The 22225-nt window shown below is 62.7% G+C and carries 21 protein-coding genes; 9 read left to right on the top strand and 12 right to left on the bottom strand.

Going from position 1 to position 22225, the window contains the following annotated elements; genetic code table 11:
• Positions 1–172 precede the first annotated feature (172 nt).
• From uvrB to C8K18_RS31130, 5 genes are all read left to right on the top strand, one after another.
• A complete protein-coding gene (uvrB, locus tag C8K18_RS31150; protein ID WP_029972115.1) occupies positions 173–2266 on the top strand; it encodes an excinuclease ABC subunit UvrB in 2094 nt (697 codons plus the stop codon).
• A 310-nt stretch (positions 2267–2576) separates the two neighbouring features.
• The gene (locus C8K18_RS31145; RefSeq protein WP_006053101.1) at positions 2577–3125 is read left to right on the top strand and encodes an iron transporter; all 549 of its coding nucleotides are present in this window, start codon (positions 2577–2579) and stop codon (positions 3123–3125) included.
• 128 nt (positions 3126–3253) lie between these two features.
• Positions 3254–3586 (top strand): cupredoxin domain-containing protein, encoded by a 333-nt coding sequence (locus C8K18_RS31140; protein ID WP_006053100.1) that lies wholly within the window; start codon positions 3254–3256, stop codon positions 3584–3586.
• A 79-nt stretch (positions 3587–3665) separates the two neighbouring features.
• Entirely contained in the window at positions 3666–4511 is an 846-nt protein-coding gene (locus C8K18_RS31135; RefSeq protein ID WP_029972116.1) for an FTR1 family protein, read from the top strand.
• Positions 4508–5914 carry a 4Fe-4S binding protein gene (locus C8K18_RS31130; protein ID WP_107710875.1) on the top strand — a complete coding sequence of 469 codons (1407 nt, stop codon included), beginning with the start codon at positions 4508–4510 and terminating at the stop codon, positions 5912–5914. The genes C8K18_RS31135 and C8K18_RS31130 overlap by 4 nt, the downstream gene beginning before the upstream one ends.
• 296 nt (positions 5915–6210) lie before the next feature.
• On the opposite strand, the gene hemP is transcribed toward C8K18_RS31130, so the two are convergent.
• From hemP to C8K18_RS31110, 4 genes are all read right to left on the bottom strand, one after another.
• Positions 6211–6474, bottom strand: coding sequence for a hemin uptake protein HemP (gene hemP / locus C8K18_RS31125; RefSeq protein ID WP_006053097.1), 264 nt, complete (start codon positions 6472–6474; stop codon positions 6211–6213).
• A gap of 251 nt (positions 6475–6725) precedes the next feature.
• Complete coding sequence (locus C8K18_RS31120; RefSeq protein ID WP_006053096.1) at positions 6726–7208, bottom strand: SRPBCC family protein; 483 nt, start codon at positions 7206–7208, stop codon at positions 6726–6728.
• An 86-nt stretch (positions 7209–7294) separates the two neighbouring features.
• On the bottom strand, positions 7295–7693 hold the full coding sequence (locus C8K18_RS31115) for an OsmC family protein (RefSeq protein ID WP_029972119.1): 399 nt from the start codon (positions 7691–7693) through the stop codon (positions 7295–7297).
• A gap of 213 nt (positions 7694–7906) precedes the next feature.
• Complete coding sequence (locus C8K18_RS31110) at positions 7907–8785, bottom strand: pirin family protein (RefSeq protein WP_107710883.1); 879 nt, start codon at positions 8783–8785, stop codon at positions 7907–7909.
• Between the two features lie 121 nt (positions 8786–8906).
• Between C8K18_RS31110 and C8K18_RS31105 the strand changes: the two genes are divergently transcribed.
• Positions 8907–9893 carry a LysR family transcriptional regulator gene (locus C8K18_RS31105; RefSeq protein ID WP_053857838.1) on the top strand — a complete coding sequence of 329 codons (987 nt, stop codon included), beginning with the start codon at positions 8907–8909 and terminating at the stop codon, positions 9891–9893.
• 393 nt (positions 9894–10286) lie between these two features.
• Here C8K18_RS31105 and C8K18_RS31100 read toward each other — a convergent pair whose 3' ends face one another.
• From C8K18_RS31100 to C8K18_RS31065, 8 genes are all read right to left on the bottom strand, one after another.
• Positions 10287–10706: a biopolymer transporter ExbD gene (locus C8K18_RS31100; protein ID WP_006051191.1), complete on the bottom strand. Its 420-nt coding sequence runs from the start codon at positions 10704–10706 to the stop codon at positions 10287–10289.
• A gap of 26 nt (positions 10707–10732) precedes the next feature.
• Entirely contained in the window at positions 10733–11461 is a 729-nt protein-coding gene (locus C8K18_RS31095; protein ID WP_006051190.1) for a MotA/TolQ/ExbB proton channel family protein, read from the bottom strand.
• Between the two features lie 27 nt (positions 11462–11488).
• Positions 11489–12223, bottom strand: coding sequence for an energy transducer TonB (locus tag C8K18_RS31090; protein WP_107710874.1), 735 nt, complete (start codon positions 12221–12223; stop codon positions 11489–11491).
• A gap of 314 nt (positions 12224–12537) precedes the next feature.
• Positions 12538–12771, bottom strand: a complete 234-nt coding sequence (locus tag C8K18_RS31085; protein ID WP_029972066.1) for a bacterioferritin-associated ferredoxin — start codon at positions 12769–12771, stop codon at positions 12538–12540.
• Positions 12772–13009: 238 nt separating this feature from the next.
• A complete protein-coding gene (gene murI / locus C8K18_RS31080; RefSeq protein WP_107710873.1) occupies positions 13010–13897 on the bottom strand; it encodes a glutamate racemase in 888 nt (295 codons plus the stop codon).
• A gap of 142 nt (positions 13898–14039) precedes the next feature.
• Positions 14040–14519, bottom strand: a complete 480-nt coding sequence (bfr, locus tag C8K18_RS31075; protein ID WP_006051186.1) for a bacterioferritin — start codon at positions 14517–14519, stop codon at positions 14040–14042.
• Between the two features lie 179 nt (positions 14520–14698).
• Positions 14699–16222 (bottom strand): fumarate hydratase, encoded by a 1524-nt coding sequence (locus C8K18_RS31070; RefSeq protein WP_006051185.1) that lies wholly within the window; start codon positions 16220–16222, stop codon positions 14699–14701.
• A 51-nt stretch (positions 16223–16273) separates the two neighbouring features.
• Positions 16274–16840 carry a TIGR00645 family protein gene (locus C8K18_RS31065; RefSeq protein WP_006051184.1) on the bottom strand — a complete coding sequence of 189 codons (567 nt, stop codon included), beginning with the start codon at positions 16838–16840 and terminating at the stop codon, positions 16274–16276.
• 703 nt (positions 16841–17543) lie between these two features.
• On the opposite strand from C8K18_RS31065, the gene acs reads away from it, so the two are divergent.
• The 3 genes from acs to C8K18_RS31050 all read left to right on the top strand — a co-directional run bounded on the left by acs (position 17544) and on the right by C8K18_RS31050 (position 22185).
• Positions 17544–19526 (top strand): acetate--CoA ligase, encoded by a 1983-nt coding sequence (gene acs, locus C8K18_RS31060; RefSeq protein ID WP_053858991.1) that lies wholly within the window; start codon positions 17544–17546, stop codon positions 19524–19526.
• Positions 19527–19703: 177 nt separating this feature from the next.
• Complete coding sequence (locus C8K18_RS31055) at positions 19704–20162, top strand: DUF4212 domain-containing protein (protein WP_107710882.1); 459 nt, start codon at positions 19704–19706, stop codon at positions 20160–20162.
• A gap of 4 nt (positions 20163–20166) precedes the next feature.
• On the top strand, positions 20167–22185 hold the full coding sequence (locus C8K18_RS31050) for a sodium:solute symporter family protein (RefSeq protein WP_006051181.1): 2019 nt from the start codon (positions 20167–20169) through the stop codon (positions 22183–22185).
• The last annotated feature ends 40 nt before the right edge of the window (positions 22186–22225 follow it).

Here is a 22225-nt window from a genome sequence, read left to right as displayed (position 1 = left end):
CGATAGCGCCCGTTGGCGGGCTCATTTGCTTGAAAAACAGGCAGGGCGCCGCTAAATGCAAGACGGACTGTTCTCGCGCCGCTGCCGTCCTACGCGGATCCGTGCAGTCCGTGCCCGATCCGACTTTCCGCAACCCGTTAGAATAGTTTTTTGCCCAAGGCGCTGCCGTCCCATGTCCGAACAACATCTGACCGAAGCCGAAGATACGCTCGACGAATCCAAATTCGTCCGCTTCGAAGGCTCGCCGTTTCAGCTCTACCAGCCATATCCGCCCGCCGGCGACCAGCCGACGGCAATCGAGACGCTCGTCGAAGGCATCGAGGACGGTCTCTCGTTCCAGACGCTGCTCGGCGTGACCGGCTCGGGCAAGACCTTCACGATGGCCAATACCATCGCGCGGCTCGGCCGTCCGGCTATCGTGTTCGCGCCGAACAAGACGCTCGCCGCGCAGCTTTACTCGGAGTTCCGCGAGTTCTTTCCGCGCAACGCGGTCGAGTACTTCGTCTCGTACTACGACTACTATCAGCCGGAAGCGTACGTGCCGCAGCGCGACCTGTTCATCGAGAAAGACTCGTCGATCAACGAGCATATCGAGCAGATGCGGCTGTCGGCCACCAAGAGCCTGATGGAGCGGCGCGACGTGGTGATCGTCGCGACCGTGTCGGCCATTTACGGTATCGGTAATCCGTCCGAATACCACCAGATGATTCTCACGCTGCGCACCGGCGACAAGCTCGGCCAGCGCGACATCATCGCGCGGCTGATCGCGATGCAGTACAACCGCAACGAAGCCGACTTCCAGCGCGGCTCGTTCCGCGTGCGCGGCGACACCATCGACATTTTCCCGGCCGAGCATGCGGAAATGGCGGTGCGCGTGGAATTGTTCGACGACGAAGTGGAAACGCTGCAACTGTTCGATCCGCTTACCGGCCGTGTGCGTCAGAAGATTCCGCGCTTCACCGTGTACCCGTCGTCGCATTACGTGACGCCGCGCGATACGGTTGTGCGAGCAGTGGAAACCATCAAGGCCGAGTTGCGCGAGCGGTTGGAGTTCTTCTATAGCCAGGGCAAGCTCGTTGAAGCGCAGCGGCTCGAACAGCGCACCCGTTTCGACCTGGAAATGCTGCAGGAGCTGGGTTTCTGCAAAGGCATTGAGAATTACTCGCGGCACTTTTCCGGCGCGGCGCCCGGCGAGCCGCCGCCTACGCTGGTCGATTACCTGCCGCCAGACGCGATCATGCTGCTCGACGAGTCGCATGTGCTGATCGGCCAGTTGAACGGCATGTACAACGGCGACCGCGCGCGCAAGGAAAATCTGGTCGACTACGGTTTCCGTCTGCCGTCCGCGCTCGACAACCGGCCGCTGAAGTTCAACGAGTTCGAGCGCAAGATGCGCCAGGTCGTGTTCGTGTCGGCCACGCCCGCGGACTACGAAAAGAAGACCGCGGGCCAGGTGGCCGAGCAGCTCGTGCGCCCGACCGGACTCGTTGACCCGGAAATCGAGGTGCGCCCGGCGCGCAGCCAGGTGGACGACGTGCTCGCCGAAATCAACGAGCGCGTGAAGGCGGGCGACCGCGTGCTCGTCACCGTGCTGACCAAGCGCATGGCCGAGCAATTGACGGAGTTTCTCGCCGACCACGGCGTCAAGGTGCGCTATCTGCACAGCGACATCGACACGGTCGAGCGCGTCGAAATCATCCGCGACTTGCGGCTCGGCACGTTCGACGTGCTCGTCGGTATCAACCTGCTGCGCGAAGGTCTGGACATTCCGGAAGTGTCGCTCGTCGCGATTCTCGACGCCGACAAGGAAGGTTTCCTGCGCGCCGAACGCTCGCTGATCCAGACGATCGGCCGGGCGGCGCGTAACGTGAACGGCAAGGCGATTCTGTACGCGGACAAGGTGACGGACTCAATGCGCCGCGCGATCGACGAAACCGAGCGGCGGCGTGCGAAGCAGATCGCCTTCAACCTCGAGCGCGGCATCACGCCGCGCGGCGTGGTGAAGCGCATCCGCGACATTATCGACGGCGTGTACAACGTCGACGACGCGCGCGCCGAACTGAAAGAGCAGCAAACGCGCGCCAAGTTCGAGGACATGTCCGAGAAGCAGCTTGCCAAGGAACTGAAGCGCCTCGAAAAGCAGATGATGGAGCACGCGAAGAACCTCGAGTTCGAGAAAGCGGCCCAGACGCGCGACCAGCTTGCGTTGCTGCGGCAGCGCGTGTTCGGGGCGAATGTCGGCGATCACGTATCGGGCGTCGAATAAATCACGCGGCGGCCCAAAGCAAGGACAAGGACAAGGCGCGGCAATCCGCCGCGTCCTGTTCTTACATCCGAAAAGGCGGCTTGGCCCGCCTGCCATCTCCCACACGTCGTTTCTTAAGACACCCTTAAGACCCTGCTGCCATAAGGCTTCGCGTGCGTTCGTATTTGTTCCGGCAAGCGAACAATGATAAACTCGCCCAATATTGAGAATGGTTCGCATTAACGTTCAAATATGCGATCTGCTTCGGTTGGTTGTCCGACGCACTGTTCCAATGGGATCGAATCGAGTCAGATAAAAACAAGGAGTTTCAATGCGGATTTCTTCATTTGTGCGCGCTGGGGTTGCAGCGGCGGCGGCCGTCGCGGCGCTGTCGGCAACGGCGGCAGAGTATCCGATCGGCAAGCAGCAGATTCAGGGCGGCATGGAAATCGGCGCGGTGTATCTGCAGCCGATCACGATGGAGCCCGAAGGCATGATGCGCAAGGCGTCGGACTCGGACATCCACCTGGAAGCCGACATCCACGCAGTCAAGAACAATCCGACCGGTTTCGCGGAAGGCGACTGGATGCCGTATCTGCAAGTGCGTTACGAACTGACGAAGGCCGGTTCGAAGGACACGCAAAAGGGCGATCTGATGGCGATGGTCGCCAACGACGGCCCGCACTACGGCGACAACGTCAAGCTGCAAGGCCCGGGCAAATATCACCTGAAGCTGACCGTCGAAGCGCCGATGCAAACCGGCCACATGGCGTTCGGCCGTCACGTCGACAAGGAAACCGGCGTGGGTCCGTGGTTCAAACCGTTCACGCTTGAATACGACTTCACGTTCGCCGGCATCGGCAAGAAGGGCGGGTACTGATCTCCACGCTTTGCCGCAGCGGGTCGCATCGCAGTATGCGAGCCATCCGTGGCAAATGAGTGAATGCGAGTGAATGCAGCAGGCGGCGCGTGGAGTCATGCCTCGCGCCGCGTTTTCTGGAAACACCAATGAGAATCAACCGAAAGATCGCAGTCCTGGCATCGTCGATTCTGCTGGCGGGCGCGGCTCAGGCAGCCGATCTGCTCACCTTCAAGCTCGAAATGAACGACGGCAAGCTGACGCCGGCGCGCATCGAAGTGCCGGCAGGGCAGCGCATCAAGATCGAAGTGCGCAATACGGGCAAGGGTGCGGCCGAATTCGAAAGCGTCCAGTTGCGCAAGGAAAAAGTCCTCGCGCCGGGCGCCGATTCGTTCGTGGTGATCGCTCCGCTCTCGCCGGGCGAGTACAAGTTTTTCGACGATTTTCACCAGCAGGCGCAGGGCGTGATCGTCGCGAAGTAGCGGTGCTGGCGAGGCGGACGCGGGGCACCCGGCCCGCCGTCGCCAGCGACAGCAGTGGCAGTGCAGAAGGGAGTGCTTGATGGGTCAGATTCTATTCATTGTGTGGCGGGAAAGTGTCGAGGCGTTGCTGGTCGTCGGCATTCTGTACGCGTGGCTGAAAAATGGCGACGACGACGCGCGCCGCGGTTTGCCGTACCTGTGGGGCGGCGTCGTGGCCGGCCTGATTGCGGCGGTGGCGCTCGGCGCGGCGCTCGTCGGCTTCACCGAAGTGCTGTCCGGCGACGCGCAGGACTACTTCCAGACCGCGATGGTGCTGGTCGCCTGCGTGCTGATCGTGCAAATGGTGCTGTGGATGAAGCAGCACGGCCGCTCGCTCAAGCGCGACATGGAACGCTCGCTGCAACAAAGCCAGCGCGACTCGAACTGGTGGGGCGTGGCGCTGCTCGTCGCACTCGCCATCGCGCGTGAAGGCAGCGAGACGGTGATTTTCCTGTACGGCCTCGGCTTCGGCCAGTCGGGTCATGTGGACGGCGCGCAGATGCTTGCGGTGCTGATCGGCCTCGCGCTCGCGCTCCTCACGTTCTACGTGCTGCAGTTGGGCGGCAAGGTCTTCTCGTGGCGGCTCTTTTTCCGCGTCACGGAAATCATGCTGCTGTTCCTGGGCGCGGGTCTGTTTCAGACGGGCGTCGACAAGCTCATCGACAAGGAAGTCCTGCCGACCATCGTCGACCAGTTGTGGAATACATCGGGCATTCTCGACGATTCGAGCACCTTCGGCTCGCTGGTCGCCACGCTCACCGGCTATCGCGCGCATCCGGCGCTGATGAACCTGATCGCGTATGCGGTGTACTGGGCGGTCGTCTATCTGCTGCTGCGGCGCGCGAACCGCAAGCCGGCGCAGCAGGCCGCAGGGCGCGCAGCATGAGTACGTTGATGACCCGTCCGGGGCGGCTCGCCGCGGCGGGGCAGTGGATGCAGCGGCACGGTTCCGTGATCCGCGGCATCCAGTGGGTCGTGGTCGCGGTGTATGCGCTGCTGATCGTCGTGCCGGCGGTGATGCCGCTGCCCGACGACAGCGCGCATTTGTGGAACAACCTGACGCTTGCCGCGCAGTTCGTGTTCTGGGGCATCTGGTGGCCGTTCGTGCTGCTGTCGATGGTGATGCTCGGACGCGTCTGGTGCGGCGTGCTGTGTCCGGAAGGCGCGCTCGCGGAGTTCGCCAGCAAGCACGGCCGCGGCAGGGCGATTCCGCACTGGATGCGCTGGGGCGGCTGGCCGTTCGTCGCGTTCGGCATCACGACCATTTATGGTCAGATGGTGAGCGTGTACCAGTATCCGAAAGCGGTGCTGCTGGTGCTCGGCGGCTCGACGCTCGCGGCTATCGTCATCGGCCTGCTTTACGGGCGCGAGAAGCGCGTCTGGTGCAAATACCTCTGCCCCGTGAACGGGGTTTTCTCGCTTCTGGCGCGCCTCGCGCCGTTCCACTACAAGGTCGATGAAGACGCGTGGCGCCGTTCGTACAAGAACGGCGAGCACGGGCATCGCGTGATTCCGATCAATTGCGCGCCGCTCGTGCCGTTGCGCAACATGAAGGGCGCGTCCGACTGCCACATGTGCGGCCGTTGCAGTGGCCACCGCGACGCGATTGCGCTGACGTGGCGCGCGCCGTCGTCGGAAGTCGTGCAACTCGGCGACAAGCAGGCGAACGTGTGGGACACCGCGCTGATTCTGTACGGCCTGCTCGGCATCGCGATCGGCGCATTTCACTGGACAGCTTCGCGCTGGTTCATCGACCTGAAGATGTTCTTCGCGACCTGGCTCGTGGATCGCGACATCACCTGGCCGCTGCAGACCAATGCGCCGTGGTTCCTGTTCACGCATTACCCGGAACAGAACGACGTGTTCTCGTGGCTCGACGGCACGATGGTGATCGGCTATATCCTCGCGACGGCGCTCGTCTACGGCACCGCGCTGCTCGTTCTGATGGTGGGCGCGACGCGCACGCTCGGACGTTTCAGCAGCGTGCGTCTGCATCATCTGACGCAAGGGCTGATTCCGCTTGCCGGGGCCGGCGTGTTTCTGGGTTTGTCCGCGACCACGCTGTCGCTGCTGCGCGCCGAGCATGTGCCGTTGTGGTGGGCATCGGACGTGCGCATCGCGATTCTTGCCATTGCGAACGTGTGGAGCGCGTGGCTCGCATGGCTCGTCACGCGACGTTACAGCGAGCACTTCGTGCGGCGCGGTCTTGCGATGCTGTGGTTCATCGCGGCACTGGCCGTGGTGGATAGCGCGTGGTGGTTGATGTTCTGGGGCTGGGCGTCGAAGTAGACGAGTCTTTCGGGCAATCCGTCCCGTTCGCCTCGATCTCGAATCGTCGGCCGCAAAAACAAAAGCCGTGGAGATGACCTCATCTCCACGGCTTTTTCATTGGCATGACCGTGCACGGCGTTTCGTGCGCGCGTCGGCGGGAACCGAAAAAAGCGGCCTGGCTGGCTGCGACGGCTGGCTTGGTGTCTGCACGAAGGGGTCTAGTTCTCACGTGCAAGCCGTCGTGGCTGGCTAATGCCCAACACCTCTCGAGGAGGTGGTCCCCACAATACCTGGTACTGAAATCCGGTTCGTCGTTACTTCGTCAGAATCAGCTTGCCGAGACGCGTGGCGCGCAACTGGTACGTCTCGCCGTTGTGCACGATGCTGATGTGACTGTGTCCTTGCAGCAAAGCGTCGCTGCGCAACACGCGCTCGCCCGTTTCCGCCGATTCGTTCGCTCGGCTGGCAGCGGGCCTGACCGCAGCCGTCGATGTGACCGCCGCCGATTTCGGACGGCTGGTCAGCGCGGCAGCCGAACGGCGCAGGCTGAGCGTGGTAGGGCGAGTGGTATCGGTCATTCGTCTTTGCCGTTGCTTGATTCAATGGATGAATTCTAAATGATAACCATTCCTATTTACAAGGGGCAGAAATTCATCGGGTCAGCGTTTCGATAGTCGGGGGAGGTGGGTGGTACAGCGCGGGTTGCGGCCTGGACGCGGTCGCGGCGGTGCGAGGCGCCGCGCCTTTGGTTGCAACCGAAGGTACGGCTTCCGCCCGCTGCAACTCGCCAGCGCGGCTCCGGCCGTCGACTCACGTTGGCTACGGCGAGTCAGTGCAGCGAACCCGGCTCCTGTTTTGCCTGCACGAACTGACGGATTAACCGCACGGTGTCGATGTCGTTCTCGCGATACGCGGACTTCACGATCTCCTGCGTCTGCACGGCGTCCTGGTCGTTGGACACGGGCAGCGTGGTCGCGTATTCGAAGCGCAAGAATAGCTGCAGCTCGTCCGGCTGTTCGATGGTCATGGTCAGCGAGCCGCCGACGTAATCCGCCGTCGGCAGGATGTCGTAGCGCACGCTTTGGCTTTCGTGCAGCGTGACGCGGTCGCGGACCGTCGCCTGGCCGTAGTGCAGCTCGCGTTCGAGCGTGTTGCCTTCGCGCGAAAGAATCGTGCAACTGTCGAGTCCGATCACGAACAGTTGCGGCTGTTCGGCGCGCAGCACGAGCCCTTCCCACAACTGCTCGCGGGTCATCGAGTCGACAAACGGGTTCAACGGATCGTTGATCTGGATAAGGTGTTCGAAATTCAAGACGACAGCATCCTATGAAAGCGTTGCAAGCGCTGCAAGCGTTAACTCAACACGGCCGGCTACGCGCTTGCCGGGCCGTTCGCAAGTCACGCGACGGTCAGACCGGAACGGATCGTGATCGAGCGCGTGAGGATCTTGTGAACCGGACACGCATTGGCAATTTGCAAGAGCCGTTCCCGCTGTTCGTCGGACAGTTCGCCGTGCAGCGTGATTTTGCGGTCGATGGTCGAGCCTTCGTCGCCGGTTTCGATGTTCAGCGTGACGTGCACTTCGTCGAGCGGCCACTCTTTGCGTTGCGCGTACATTTTCAGCGTGACCGACGTGCACGCGCCGAGGCTCGACAGCAGCAGCGAGACCGGCGTGGGGCCGCGATCGCCGCCGCCGAGCGATTCGGGTTCGTCGGCGAGCCACGTGTGCTTGCCGTCGTCGAAATGGACCTGATAATTCGTCGAACCGATATGGGCGGTGACGGTGGCTTCTGCCATGCGCGCTCCTATGCAGGGACCAAAATCGCCGCGCGCGGCGGTTCTATGGCCTGAAAGGTCGGAGAGACGGGCGCGCGGCAGGAATCGCTATTGTGAACGAAGTCGGCGGCATTTGCGCCATGAGGCCGCCTCACACCGTACTTTGGCGCGAGGCTGGGTAGAAGTGGCTGTGGTTGCACGCGCGCGGCGTGGCGCCGCCCGCGCGCGGCCCGTTCAATGCGTGATCGCGCCCATCCGGCCGGCCTGATAATCGACCACCGCCTGGCGGATTTCATCTTCCGTGTTCATGACGAACGGACCGTAACGCACCACGGGCTCCTTCAACGGCACGCCGCCGAGCAGCAATACCTCGAGCGGTTCCGCGCCCGCTGTCAGCGTGACCGCGTCGCCGTCGTCGCTAAACACCACCATCTTGCGCGCGTCGATTTCCTGGCGCGCTTCGTCTTCGCCGTAAAAGCCCTTGCCCGACAGGCCATACGCGAACACGCGATAGTCGGCCGGCACCGGCTGACGAATCGTCGCGCCCGGCTGCAGCGAAAAGTGCTGATAAAGAATCGGCGTGCGCGTTTCGACGGCGGCTTTCACGCCGAGCGCCTCGCCCGCAATCACCTTCACGCGAACCTTGCCGTCCGCGGAAGTCGCCACCGGAATCTTCGCCGACGGCACGTCCTGGTAACGCGGCGCGATCATCTTGTCGCGTCGCGGCAGATTCACCCACAGTTGCAGGCCATGCACGCGTCCGCCGGTACGCACGAACGACGGGTCAGGCATTTCGCTATGCACGACGCCCGCGCCGGCGGTCATCCACTGGACGTCGCCGGCCTGCAGCGTGCCCGAGTGGCCTGCGGAATCCTTGTGGCCGAACTGGCCTTCGAGCACATACGTCACGGTTTCGAAGCCGCGGTGCGGATGGTCCGGCGCGCCCTTGGCTTCGCCGGGCGCGTAGTCGATCGGTCCCATTTCGTCGAGCAGCAGGAACGGATCGAAGTCCATCAGCATGCGGGTGGGAAAAGGGCGGTGAACGACGAAGCCGCCACCTTCAGTCGTGCGAACGGCGGGAAACGTGCGTTCGATCGTGCGTGTCGTGCTCATCAATGTCACCTCGAAAATTCGGGAATAGCGTTGTTTTTGAAACATAGGGCTATTATAGGGACCGTTTTTCGGGGCGCCAGCCGCCGCCACGCAATGGATTGTTCTATTACTGGAACGATAGATGAAGATCGATTCACACAACCTGAACGACCTGATGTATTTCTCGCAGGTCGTCGAACATGGCGGCTTTTCCGCCGCCGAGCGCGTGCTGGGCATCTCCAAATCGCGCCTGTCGCGCCGCCTGACCGAGCTCGAAGCGTCGCTTGGCGTGCGGCTCCTGCAGCGCTCGACACGTAAGCTCGCGCTCACCGAAGCCGGCCAGCTTTTCTACCAGCATTGCCAGGCGATGCTGAGCGAAGCGCAGGCGGCCGTGAACGTCGTGCAGCAATTACGCTCGTCGCCGCGCGGCACCGTTCGCGTGAGCGTGCCCGTCACGGTCTCGCAGACCATTCTGTCGACGATCCTGCCGGAATTCATGCATCGGTATCCCGAAGTGCGGGTCGTCATGCGCGTAACGAACCGCGTCGTCGATCTGTTCGAAGATTCGATCGACGTCGCATTGCGCGTGCGCTCCGATCCGCCGGAAAACGCCAATATCGTCGTGCGTCCGCTGTGGCGTACGCAGCAGATGCTGGTGGGCGCGCCGAGCTTGCTGCAGCAGAACGCGCCGCCGTTGCAGCCGAACGATCTGGCGCGCTTCGAAACGCTCGATGTGCCGACGACCGACGGCCGCCACGTCTACCACCTGATCGCGCCCGACGGCAGCCGTCACGTGCACGAACACGAGCCGCGTCTCGTGACCGCCGATCTGTCGACGATTCGCGAAGCCGTGCTGTGCGGCGTCGGCATCGCCGCGTTGCCGGAGATGATGTACGGCGCCCCGTTGCGCACCGGGCAATTGTCGCCGGTCATGCCGGGCTGGACCTTTCCGGCGCCGCAGTTGTACGCCGTATTCGTGTCGCGGCAGGGGATGGTGCCGGCCGTGCGCGCTTTCGTCGATTATCTGGTCGAGATGCTCGATCCCGATGACGGCAAGCACATCTTGCCCGAATGCCCGGCGCCGGCCGAGCGGCCCGTCTCGCGAACTGCGGCGGCGGTGTCGCCCTAGCAGATCGCGCGCTGTGCGGCATCGTTTTTAGCATTGAAGCGTGGCCTGTCATGAGTACTTTCAATCAGCGTTTGCTTGAATGCGCGAGCTCACGGCGCTATATTGAAATCCCTTCGCTAAGGAGTCTCTTATGCGAAAACTCATGGCCGCTATCATAGCGAGCCTGATAGGGCTGACCGCGCTGTCCGTGTCGAGCACGGCTGTCGCATGCGGTGATCCGAGCCAGCAGTCTTCGACCGAAGGCAAATGATCCCGCCGCCCGAAGGCGCCGAGCGCGCACAAAAAAAGGCCTTCATCCGACGATGAAGGCCTTTTACTTTTTAGCCCCTGTTTCAAGGGCTTTTCTTCATTTTCCGACGATGCCGGCCGCGATCGGCCAGCGTTTCAAAGCGCTCACTTGCCCTTGGGCTGCGTAACGAAACCGATCTTCGTCAGGCCGCCTGCCTGCGCGGCCGACATCACCTGCGCGACCTTTTCGTAAGGCACTTTACGATCCGCGTCGAGATGCAGTTCCGGCTGCGGATTCGCCTGCGCGGCCTCTGCAATTTTCGCGCTCAACTGCGCTTCGTCGACCTTCTTGTCGTTCCACAGAACATTGCCGTCCGCGTCGACCGCGACGGTGACTTGCGCGGGCTTCGTGTCTTCTTTCTGACTGCTTGCATGCGGCAGATCGATTTTCACCGCGTGACGGATCACGGGAATCGTCACCATGAAAACGATCAGGAGAACCAACATGACGTCGACGAGCGGCGTCATGTTGATTTCGTTCATCAGGCCGTCGTCATCGTCGCCGGCGAAGGGGCTCATTGCCATCGGTGTGCCTCGTCGTTCAGTGCACTTTAATTGGCGCGAGCGGCGAGACGCAGGCCGTCGCGCTTGGTCGACGACAGGCGCGCGCCCGTCACGAAGAATGCGTGCAGGCCATGCGCGAAGCGGCTCAGCTTCGCCACGATCGCCTTGTTGGCACGCGTGAGAGCGTTATAGCCGAGCACGGCCGGAATCGCAACGAAGAGACCGAACGCGGTCATGATGAGCGCTTCGCCGACCGGCCCGGCCACCTGGTCAATCGACGACTGGCCGCTCGCGCCGATGGCGAGCAGCGCGTGATAGATGCCCCACACGGTGCCGAACAGGCCGACGAACGGCGCCGTGCTGCCGATCGACGCGAGAATCGCGAGACCGCTTTGCATGCGCGCGACGCTTTCGTCCATGGTGTCCTTCAGGCAACGCGTGACCCAGTCCGACACATCCATCCGGTCATGCAGATGCGGCTGTGTCTGATGGTGATGATCGGCGGCTTCCTGGCCCGACAGCGCGAGCGCGAGGAACGGATTGTCTTGCGGCGTCGACGCGCCGGCGCCGAGCTTCTTCACGCCGTCGGCGAGATCGTCCGAATGCCAGAACGCCTGCTCCGCGTTCTTCGTGAGGCGGTTCAGCCGCATCACGTTCCATCCCTTGATGACGATCACGCTCCACGACATCACCGACATCACCAGCAGCGCGAGCGCGATGCCGCGCGTGACGAAATCCCCTTGCGCCCAGACGTGCGCCAATCCGTAGTTTTGCATTGCAATTCCTTTATTTTGAAATCCGCTTCAATCTTCGAGATTGAAGTTGTAAGGCTGGGTGTAGGCGGCCCGAATGGGCTGGCCGTCCTCGAGATAGGGCTTGCACGCGCTCGCATGCGCGGCGGCGAGCGCGGCGTCGTCGAGACGGCTGAAGCCGCTGCTCTTCTTCAATTCGATGTTCTCGAGCTTGCCCGTCAGGCCGACCACGAACTTCACATAGGCGGTGCCGGTTTCGCCGCGGCGCCGCGACAGCGCCGGGTAGTCGGGCTTCGCGATGTTGCAGTCGAGGTGCGAGACGTTCTTCGGCGCAGAGATTTCCATCGTCTGACGACCGATCGCGGGCGCGGCCGGTGCGGCAGGCGTCGGCGGCGCGGCGGGAGCGGCAGGCGCGGCCGGCTCCGGTGGCGCGACCGTCACGGGCGACGGCGCAGGCGCCTCGCGCAGCGGCGCGGGAGTAGGCTTCGGCGTCGGCTTGGGCTGCACCTTCGGCTTGCTGTGGACCGGCGGCGTGGGCGTGGGCGGCGGCGGCGCGACCGACTGCACCGCGGCCGGCGCGGCAACCGGCGCGGGCGGCAGCAATTGCGCGGTCATCACGCGCGACTCGAGCGCGGGCTGCACCGGGTCGTGACGCAGTGTCAGGATCACGGCGAGCAACGCGACGTGAACCGCCGCGACCAAGGCGGTCGCGGTCAGGACGCGGGGATTCATTCGGTTGGACCAAGCCGGTGCGGCGCCGGCTGAAACGGTATGCGAAGCCTGCATGTTAGCGTGGCGGCGCGCTGTCGATGCAGCACGCCTGACAATACTTCGTCATGTTCGGAAGATCAGCAGCGAAATACACAATGTGGTCACGAAACCAATCAGCAATTCCATCTCGGGCTCCTTTGACGGGTGAGCGGGTCGCTGGCTGGCAGGAATACTGGCTTGCTGACGGCAGTGGACTAAATAAAAAGCGCTCGAAAGCGCCGAAAGATGAGCATCAAAAACGCATCTCAACGCGAAGCGGCGGGGGCAGTGCGGCAACAAGACGGCGCAGGTGCTTTTGTGCGCCTCGCGCCGCGTGTCGTGAACTTGCCTTAAGCCGCCTTGCGTTCGTAAAACGTCACCGGCATGGCCTGCTGATGCTCGAAGCCGCAGCGGCTCGAGCACACGCCGCTTTGCATCATCACGTCGCGCACCGAGTCCGCGCATTTGCCGCAGCAGGTGGCGACGCCGAGCTCAAATTGCAGCTCGTCGAACGAGTCAACGCCTTCCGCGATCGAGGCACGGATCTTTCGGTCAGAAACAGACTTGCAGACACAGACAATCATGGCGGGCGTCATAGCTAACGTTAATGCGAATTATTATCATTTTGTTTGGCCGGTTTGGCAAGCGTCTCAGGTGGTTTTTTGTAACAAAACCAGACTCTTAGAAGGGTTTCGACTATGACGCGACGGCGCGGGCTGGCGGCGCGCGGCGCAGCGGAGGGTGCTTAAACCGCATAAAAACGCGCGCGGTGGCGTCGGAAGTGGCGTCAGAAACGGCGTCGGAAACCGCGCCGAAAGGGCGCTAGGCCGGCTGCGACGAGAGCGCAGCGGTACGGCGCGACGGAATCAGCACGCGCTCGACCTGCGCGTCCATGTTCAGCAGCGTCGCGACAAGCTGCCGCAGATGCGTGCCGTTGTCGGTGGAATAAAAGCGCGGCGGCGGGGCGCCTGCCGTTTCGGGCGTTGCGCGCACGCCGTGCTGTTCGAGCACGCGCTCGAGTTGGCGGGCAATCGCCACGCTCGTGTCGATCAACGCCATCCGGTCGCCGACGATGTCGCGGATCGCCGCATCGAGAAACGGATAGTGTGTGCAGCCGAGCACGAGGGTATCGGCGCCGGCGGCGAGCATCGGCTGAAGATAGCTTGCGAGCAGCGCGCGCAACTCCGCCGAACCGACGTCGCAGCGCTCGACGGCCTGCACGAGCCCGTGACCGGGCTGACAGATGAAGCGGCAATCGGCCGCGTAGCGCTCGAGCAGCGCCTGAAAACGGGCGCTGCGCAACGTGACCTGGGTGGCGAGCACGCCCGCCACGCGCGTTTTCGATTGCAGCGCGGCGGGCTTGATGCCCGGCTCGACGCCGACAAGCGGGATGCTCAGCTTTTCGCGAACCAGCGCGATGGATTGCGCGGTCGCCGTGTTGCAGGCCACGATCAGCGCCTTCGCGCCTTGCCTCGCGAGCCACTCGCCGATGGCGAGTGTCCGGTCCGCGATGAAGTCGTCGTCGCGCTCGCCGTAGGGCGCGTACAACGAATCGGCGACGTACAGCAGCGCCTCGTCGGGCAATTGAGCCCGAACCGCCCGCAACACCGACAAGCCGCCGAGACCCGAGTCGAAAATGCCGACGGGCGCGCGCGAAGCGACGCTCGACCGAGCGATTGATGCATTCGAAGACGGCGATTCTGCTGGCATGGGCGATCGGGACGCGCGGCGCGACGGTCAGGCAAAGCGGGGAAAGGGAAGCGGCCAAGTATATCGCCAGCGCGGCGCATGCTATCCCGAATGAATAGTCAGAAGCTCATGCGCCGGTGCGTGGCCTTGCGATGCGATCCGCTTAGGACTCCACCGAGCCCATCGCGGTTTGCTGGTAATTCTGAATGCCGACCTTGTCGATCAGGTCGAGTTGCGTTTCGAGCCAGTCGATGTGCTCTTCCGTGTCGTCGAGAATCTTCACGAAGATTTCACGCGAGATGAAATCGCGAACTGATTCGCAATACGCAATAGCTTCCTTGCAGGTGCTCTGCGAAATCTGCTCGAGCTTCAGGTCGCATTCGAGAATCTCTTTGGTTTCCTCGCCGATCAGAAGCTTGTGCAGGTCTTGCAGATTCGGCAGACCGTCAAGCATGAAAATCCGTTCGATCAGCCAGTCGGCGTGTTTCATTTCGCCGATCGACTCGTCGTATTCATGCTTGCCGAGTTTCTCGAGACCCCAATGCTTGTACATCCGCGCGTGCAGGAAGTACTGGTTGATCGCGGTCAATTCATTCTTCAACTGGGCGTTGAGATACTCGATAACTTTCTTGTCGCCTTGCATGATCTTTCCTTGGTGGGGACTTCAATTTTTCAACAACAATAAACGCCATGCCTGAAAAAGCCAAGAGAACAGAACATCTTGACGCGGTTCCCGGCTTTGCATGTGACGCATGCCGCCCATGAAAAAAGCCGGGACCGCGGCCCCGGCTTCTCAGTACGCTTGACGCGTCAGGCGGCCAATCAGACCGTTGCGACCGGAATCTTGCCGATCTTTGCCTGCCATTCCTTCGGGCCGGTCTGGTGCACCGAAGTGCCGTTCGAATCGACCGCGACCGTGACCGGCATGTCCTGCACATCGAACTCGTAGATCGCTTCCATGCCGAGGTCTTCGAATGCCAGCACCTTCGCGCTGCGGATCGCCTTCGACACGAGATAAGCGGCGCCGCCCACGGCCATCAGATACGCGGCCTTGTGTTTCTTGATTGCCTCGATTGCGACCGGTCCGCGCTCGGCCTTGCCGATCATCGAAATGAGGCCGGTTTGCGCGAGCATCGTCTCGGTGAACTTGTCCATGCGCGTGGCCGTGGTCGGGCCTGCCGGACCAACTGCTTCGTCGCGCACCGGATCGACCGGGCCGACGTAGTAGATCACGCGATTCGTGAAGTCGACCGGCAGCTTTTCGCCCTTCGCCAGCATATCGGCGATGCGCTTATGCGCGGCGTCGCGGCCCGTCAGCATCTTGCCCGACAGCAGCAGCGTCTGGCCCGGCTTCCATGCGGCGACTTCTTCTGGCGTCAGCGTGTTCAGATCGACGCGCTTGCTGGTTTCCGTGTTCGGCTCCCACTGCACCTTCGGCCATGCGTCGAGCGACGGCGCTTCGAGCTTCGCGACGCCCGAGCCGTCCAGCGTGAAGTGAGCGTGACGCGTGGCCGCGCAGTTCGGAATGATCGCGATCGGCTTGGACGCGGCGTGCGTCGGCGCGGCCATGATCTTCACGTCGAGCACGGTGGCGAGACCGCCGAGACCTTGTGCGCCGATGCCGAGCGCGTTGACCTTCTCATGCAGTTCGACGCGCAGTTCCTCGATCCAGTCTTGCGGGCCGCGTGCGATCACGTCCTGAATGTCGATCGGGTCCATCAGCGATTCTTTTGCCATCAGCATGGCTTTCTCAGCCGTGCCGCCGATGCCGATGCCAAGCATGCCCGGCGGACACCAGCCTGCGCCCATGGTCGGCACGGTCTTCAGAATCCAGTCGACGATCGAATCCGACGGATTGAGCATGGCGAACTTCGATTTGTTCTCCGAGCCGCCGCCCTTGGCCGCAACCTGCACGTCGACCTTGTCGCCCGGCACGATCTCGTAGTGAATCACCGCCGGCGTGTTGTCTTTCGTGTTCTTGCGCGCGCCTTCGGGCGGGCTCACGATCGACGCGCGCAGCACGTTGTCGGGATTCAGATAACCGCGGCGCACGCCTTCGTTGATCATGTCCGTGACGCTCATCGTCGCGCCGTCCCAACGCACGTCCATGCCCACCTTCACGAACACCGTGACGATGCCGGTGTCCTGGCAGATCGGGCGCTTGCCTTCGGCGCACATGCGGCTGTTGGTGAGGATCTGCGCGATGGCGTCTTTCGCGGCCGGGCTCTGTTCGAGTTCGTATGCGCGGCCGAGCGCCTGGATGTAGTCGAGCGGATGGTAGTAGCTGATGTACTGAAGCGAATCAGCAATGCTCTGGATCAGATCTTCCTGTTTGATGACGGTCATGGCTAAGCTCGGTGGGGACAGTGCGCTTCTTTCTGTTCGCAGGCTATGCGGTCAGTCGTGCGCTTTCAGGGGAGAGGAACCGGCGGAACCCAGCGGCTGCAAATCCGCGGGTTCCTGAAAATGAGTGGGATGCGTGTGCGTGGTGAGGCGGTCGACAAACGCCATCACGAGCGCGGAAATCAGGAACGCGACGTGGATGATCACCTGCCACATGATCGCGTGCGTCGTGTTCTGGTCCGGGCTGATGAACGTCTTAAGCAGATGGATCGACGAGATGCTGATGAGCGCCATCGAGAGCTTCACCTTCAGCACGCCCGCGTTCACGTGATCGAGCCATTCCGGTTCGTCAGGATGACCTTCGACACCGAGCCGCGACACAAAGGTCTCATATCCGCCGATGATCACCATGATAAGCAGGTTCGAGATCATGACCACGTCGATGAGACCCAGCACCACGAGCATGATGTTGGTTTCGTCGAGAGTCATCGACGCTGTGACCAGATGCCAGACTTCCTTCAGAAACAGCACCACATACACGCCCTGGGCGACGATCAAGCCGAGATAGAGCGGCACCTGCAGCCAGCGGCTCATGAAGATGACGGCGGGCAGCGGGCGCATGGGGCGGCGTGAACGCGCGGAGTCGGGTCGCGAAGCGGACATAGGCAAGAGTCGGATCTAACGCAGGTGACGGAACGTGAACCAAATGCGCCGGGCCAGCGTGCGGGTCACGCGCGCGGGTCGGCACGCAAAGCGAGGCGCGGACGGCGCGGCGCGGGCGCACAACAAGATGTGAGCCGCGGCGCTCGTATCAGCGCGCGCTATTGTACAGCGTCGGCCGGACTTGCTGCGGTGCGGCGGGCAGGGCGGCGGCGCGTCATCCTGAGACGCGCGATTCGAACTGGAATGCGGGCGGCTAGTTCAGTTAGCATTGTGTTAGCCGCTTGACCGCGAGGTTAAGTGGGCCCCCCGTAAGCGCCTCGTTGCGCGAACAAGCGTCAACAGCATGCGCTTTTTGTGCAAAGCGTCGTACGAATCGCATAAGGGTTTTTGCGGGCACGCCGATGCGGCTCGCGTAAGTGGCTGGTAAGTTGCACCGCTTATGGTTCAACATGAGAGCGGACGCGGCCTCGCCTCCATTCGTGCTGCATTGCCGTACGAGTGAAGGAGAGGCGGGCCGGCCGCGGCGCGGCGATCCATCGCGGGTCGCTCGCGCGAGGGCGGGAGACAGCGCGCCGCAATCGTGCTTCGATTGCGGCGTCTACATGACATGGCGCACGAACGTGCGCCGGCACAGGTTTTCATCTTCACCAAGGGGTTGTCGATGTCTGCGATTGAATCGGTTCTTCAGGAACGCCGTGTTTTCCCGCCATCCGCGCAAGCAGCGGCCGGCGCCACGATCTCCGGCATGGACGCTTACCATGCGCTGACCGCCGAGGCGGAGCGGGATTACGAGGGCTTCTGGGGGCGTCTTGCTCGCGAGACGCTAAGCTGGAACAAGCCCTTTACGAAGGTGCTCGACGAATCGAACGCGCCGTTCTACACGTGGTTCGAAGACGGTCAGCTCAACGCGTCGTACAACAGCATCGACCGTCATGTGGAAGCGGGCAACGGCGAGCGCGTCGCGATCGTGTTCGAAGCCGACGACGGCACCGTCACCAACGTCACCTATCAGGATCTGCTGCAACGTGTATCGCGCTTTGCGAACGCGCTGAAAAAGCGCGGCGTGAAGAAGGGCGACCGCGTGGTCATCTATATGCCGATGTCGATCGAAGGCATTGTCGCGATGCAGGCTTGCGCGCGTATCGGCGCGACGCACTCGGTGGTGTTCGGCGGCTTCTCGTCGAAGTCGCTCAACGAACGTCTCGTCGACGTGGGCGCGGTCGCGCTCGTGACATCGGACGAACAGATGCGCGGCGGCAAGGCGCTGCCGCTGAAAAATATCGCCGACGAAGCGCTTGCAATGGGCGGTTGCGACGCGGTGAAGAGCGTGATCGTCTACAAGCGCACGGGCGGCAAGATCGCATGGGACGAAGCCCGCGATCTGTGGATGCATGAACTCATGCAAGCCGAGTCCGATCAATGCGCGCCCGAGTGGGTGGGCGCGGAACATCCGCTTTTCATCCTCTACACGTCCGGTTCGACGGGCAAGCCGAAGGGCGTGCAGCACAGCACCGGCGGCTATCTGCTGTGGGCCGCGCAAACCATGAAGTGGACCTTCGACTGGAAGGCCAACGACGTGTTCTGGTGTACCGCGGACATCGGCTGGATCACGGGCCATAGCTACATCACGTATGGTCCGCTGACGCTCGGCGGCACGCAGGTCGTGTTCGAAGGCGTGCCGACTTATCCGAATGCCGGCCGCTTCTGGGACATGATCGCGAAGCACAAGGTGACGCTTTTTTATACGGCGCCGACCGCGATCCGCTCGCTGATCAAGGCCGCCGAAGCGGACCAGAAAGTGCATCCGAAAAGCTACGACCTGTCCACGCTGCGCATCATCGGCACCGTTGGCGAGCCGATCAATCCGGAAGCGTGGGTGTGGTATCACGAGAACGTCGGCGGCGGCCGTTGCCCGATTGTCGATACGTGGTGGCAGACCGAAACCGGCGGTCACATGATCACGCCGCTGCCAGGCGCCACGCCGCTCGTACCCGGTTCATGCACGCTGCCGTTGCCGGGCATCATGGCGGCGGTCGTCGACGAAACGGGTCAGGACGTGCCGAACGGGCAGGGCGGCATTCTCGTCGTGAAGCGGCCGTGGCCTTCGATGTTGCGCAATGTGTGGGGCGATCCGGACCGCTACAAGAAGAGCTATTTCCCCGAGGAACTCGGCGGCAGGCTGTATCTCGCCGGCGACGGGGCGGTGCGCGACAAGGAGACCGGCTACTTCACGATCATGGGCCGCATCGACGACGTGCTCAACGTGTCCGGTCACCGTCTCGGCACGATGGAGATCGAATCGGCGCTGGTGTCGAATCCGATCGTCGCTGAAGCGGCGGTCGTGGGACGTCCCGATGCAACGACGGGCGAAGCGGTGTGCGCGTTCGTCGTGCTGAAGCGCGCGCGCCCGGAAGGCGAAGAGGCGGTGAAGCTCGCCAATGAACTGCGCAACTGGGTCGGCAAGGAAATCGGTCCGATCGCGAAGCCGAAGGACATCCGCTTCGGCGAGAACCTGCCGAAGACGCGTTCGGGCAAGATCATGCGCCGTCTGTTGCGCTCGCTTGCGAAGGGCGAGGCGATCACGCAGGACGTGTCCACGTTGGAGAACCCGGCGATTCTCGATCAGCTCGGCGAGTCGCTGTAAGGCTGCTCTGCTCGCGCTGGGATCACGCTGGGATCATTCCGGCGCCTATGAAGGGCGGAGGCGTGTCGATCGATGCGCCTCTCGCCCGATGCCGCGTTCCGCGATCGGCGATCCGCGATCCGGCATCGCGCGGACAATCCCGATTGCCTGCGCGGTGCCTTTTTGATACATAGGCGCATGGCCGCGCCGCACTCCACCTCTCATGCCACGCACAATCCCCCGCCCGAACCGCCTGCGGTGTCGGAGGCGTTGGCGCGCGCGCATCAAAAGTATTGGCGCTTTAACGTCACGTTGATCGCCGCGTTGATGAGCGTTGGCTTCGCGGTGTCGTTCCTGTTGCCGCTCGCCGCGCCGATGCTCGCGCATGTGCGGATCGCCGGCTTCAGCTTGCCGTTTTACTTCGGCGCACAAGGCGCGATCCTGATCTACCTGGCGTTGATCGTCGTCTATATCCTGTCGATGCAGCGCGCGGATCGCCGGTTGCAGCGCGCGTTTCTTGCGGATGCCGATGCTGCTGCCGCTGCTGTTGCCGATGCGAACGACGTCGAGAATAGCGCTGTAAATCAGGCTATAAATCACACAACGGACGCCGCTGCGAACCGCATTGCCGCCGATTCCGGCACGCGCGGACTCTAAGCCGATGAAGCTCACGAACCGGCTGATCCGCGCATACGCGTTCTATACGCTCGGCTTCCTGCTGTTCATCTATGTGATGTGGCGCATCGAGCGCACAACCGGTCCGGGCATGTGGATCGGCTACGTGTTTCTGTTCGTGCCGATTGCCGTGTATGCGGTGATCGGCTTGCTGTCGCGCACGTCCGATCTCGTCGAATACTACGTTGCCGGGCGGCGCGTGCCGTCGGCGTTCAACGGCATGGCGACCGCGGCCGACTGGCTGTCGGCGGCGTCGTTCATCGGGCTCGCCGGCTCGATCTACGCGACGGGCTACGACGGCCTCGCTTACCTGATGGGCTGGACCGGCGGCTATTGCCTCGTCGCGTTTCTGCTCGCGCCGTACGTGCGCAAGCTCGCGCGCTATACGATTCCCGATTTCCTCGGCACGCGTTTTTCGAGCAATGCGGTGCGCGGGCTCGCGGCGTTGTCCGCGATTCTGTGTTCGTTCGTCTATCTCGTCGCGCAGATCCAGGGCGTCGGTCTGATTGCGACGCGCTTCATCGGCGTCGACTTCGCCGTCGGGATTTTCTGCGGACTCGCGGGCATTCTCGTGTGCTCGTTTCTCGGCGGCATGCGCGCGGTGACGTGGACGCAGGTTGCGCAGTACATCATTCTGATCGCCGCGATCCTGATTCCTGTTTCGATGATCGCGCACAAGGACGGACTCGGCTGGGTGCCTCAATTGAGTTACGGCCGGTTGATGGAGCGCATGGAGAGTCTCGAGAAGCAGGTGCGCGACGAGCCGCTCGAGCAGACCGTGCGCGACGACTATCGACGCCGTGCCGCATTGATGCAGCAGCGGCTCGACATGCTGCCGCATTCGTTCGTCGAGGAGAAACTGCGGCTCACGCAGCAGGTGGCCGATTTGCGGCGGCGCAATGGTCCGCTGCGCGAAATCAAGGAGCGCGAAAAAGCGCTCGAGCAGTTTCCACGCGATGCCGCCGCCGCGCAGGTCGTGTGGACTCAGCAGCGTGATGACATGCTGATGCGCGCGGCCGCGCCGCTGCCGATGCACGAGCCGTTTCCCACAGCAAGCGACGAAGACCGGCGCATGCACGAGCGCAATTTTCTTTCACTGCTGCTGTGTCTGTCGCTCGGCACGGCAAGTCTGCCGCATATTCTGACGCGCTATAACACGACGACGTCGGTGGCGTCGGCGCGTCGCTCGGTCGGCTGGACGCTGTTTTTTGTGGCGCTTTTCTACGTGACCGTGCCGGTGCTCGCGGTGCTGATCAAGTATGAGATGTTGACGAATCTCGTCGGTCATCACTTCGCCGATTTGCCGCAATGGCTCACGCAATGGCGCAAGGTCGAGCCGACGCTGATCAGTCTCGCCGACACCAACGGCGACGGCATCGTGCGATGGAGCGAAATTCAGATGCAGCCCGACATGGTGGTGCTGGCCGCGCCGGAGATCGCGGGCTTGCCGTATGTGATGTCCGGGCTGATTGCTGCGGGCGCGCTGGCCGCGGCGCTCTCGACAGCCGACGGTTTGCTGCTCACGATCGCCAATGCTTTATCGCACGACGTGTATTACCACATGGTCGACCCGGGCGCGTCGAGTCAGCGGCGTGTGACGATTTCGAAGATCCTGCTGTTGGGCGTGGCGCTGTTTGCGTCGTATGTGGCGTCGTTGAATACCGGCAACATTCTCTTTCTGGTCGGCGCGGCGTTTTCGCTCGCGGCATCGAGCCTGTTTCCGGTGCTCGTGCTCGGCGTGTTCTGGAAGCGCACGACGCGCCTCGGCGCCGTGGCCGGCATGCTGGCGGGGCTGCTCGTGTGCATCTACTACATCGTGTCGACGTATCCGTTCTTCGCGCAGATGACGGGCTTCGCGGGACCGCGCTGGTTCGGCATCGAGCCGATCAGCTCGGGCGTGTTCGGCGTACCGGCGGGTTTTCTGGTGGCGGTGGGTGTGAGTCTTTTTGATCGGAAGCCGGATGCTTATACGAGGGCGTTGGTGGATTATATTCGGCATCCGTAGGGGGGGCGTTGCGGCAGCGGGGACGGCCCGAAGTGGAACT

Source organism: Paraburkholderia sp. GV068, assembly GCF_003058125.1.
Classification (GTDB): Bacteria; Pseudomonadota; Gammaproteobacteria; order Burkholderiales; family Burkholderiaceae; genus Paraburkholderia; species Paraburkholderia graminis.
The sequence above is the reverse complement of the archived record's forward strand: the minus strand, read 5'-3'. Positions and strand labels throughout refer to the sequence as shown.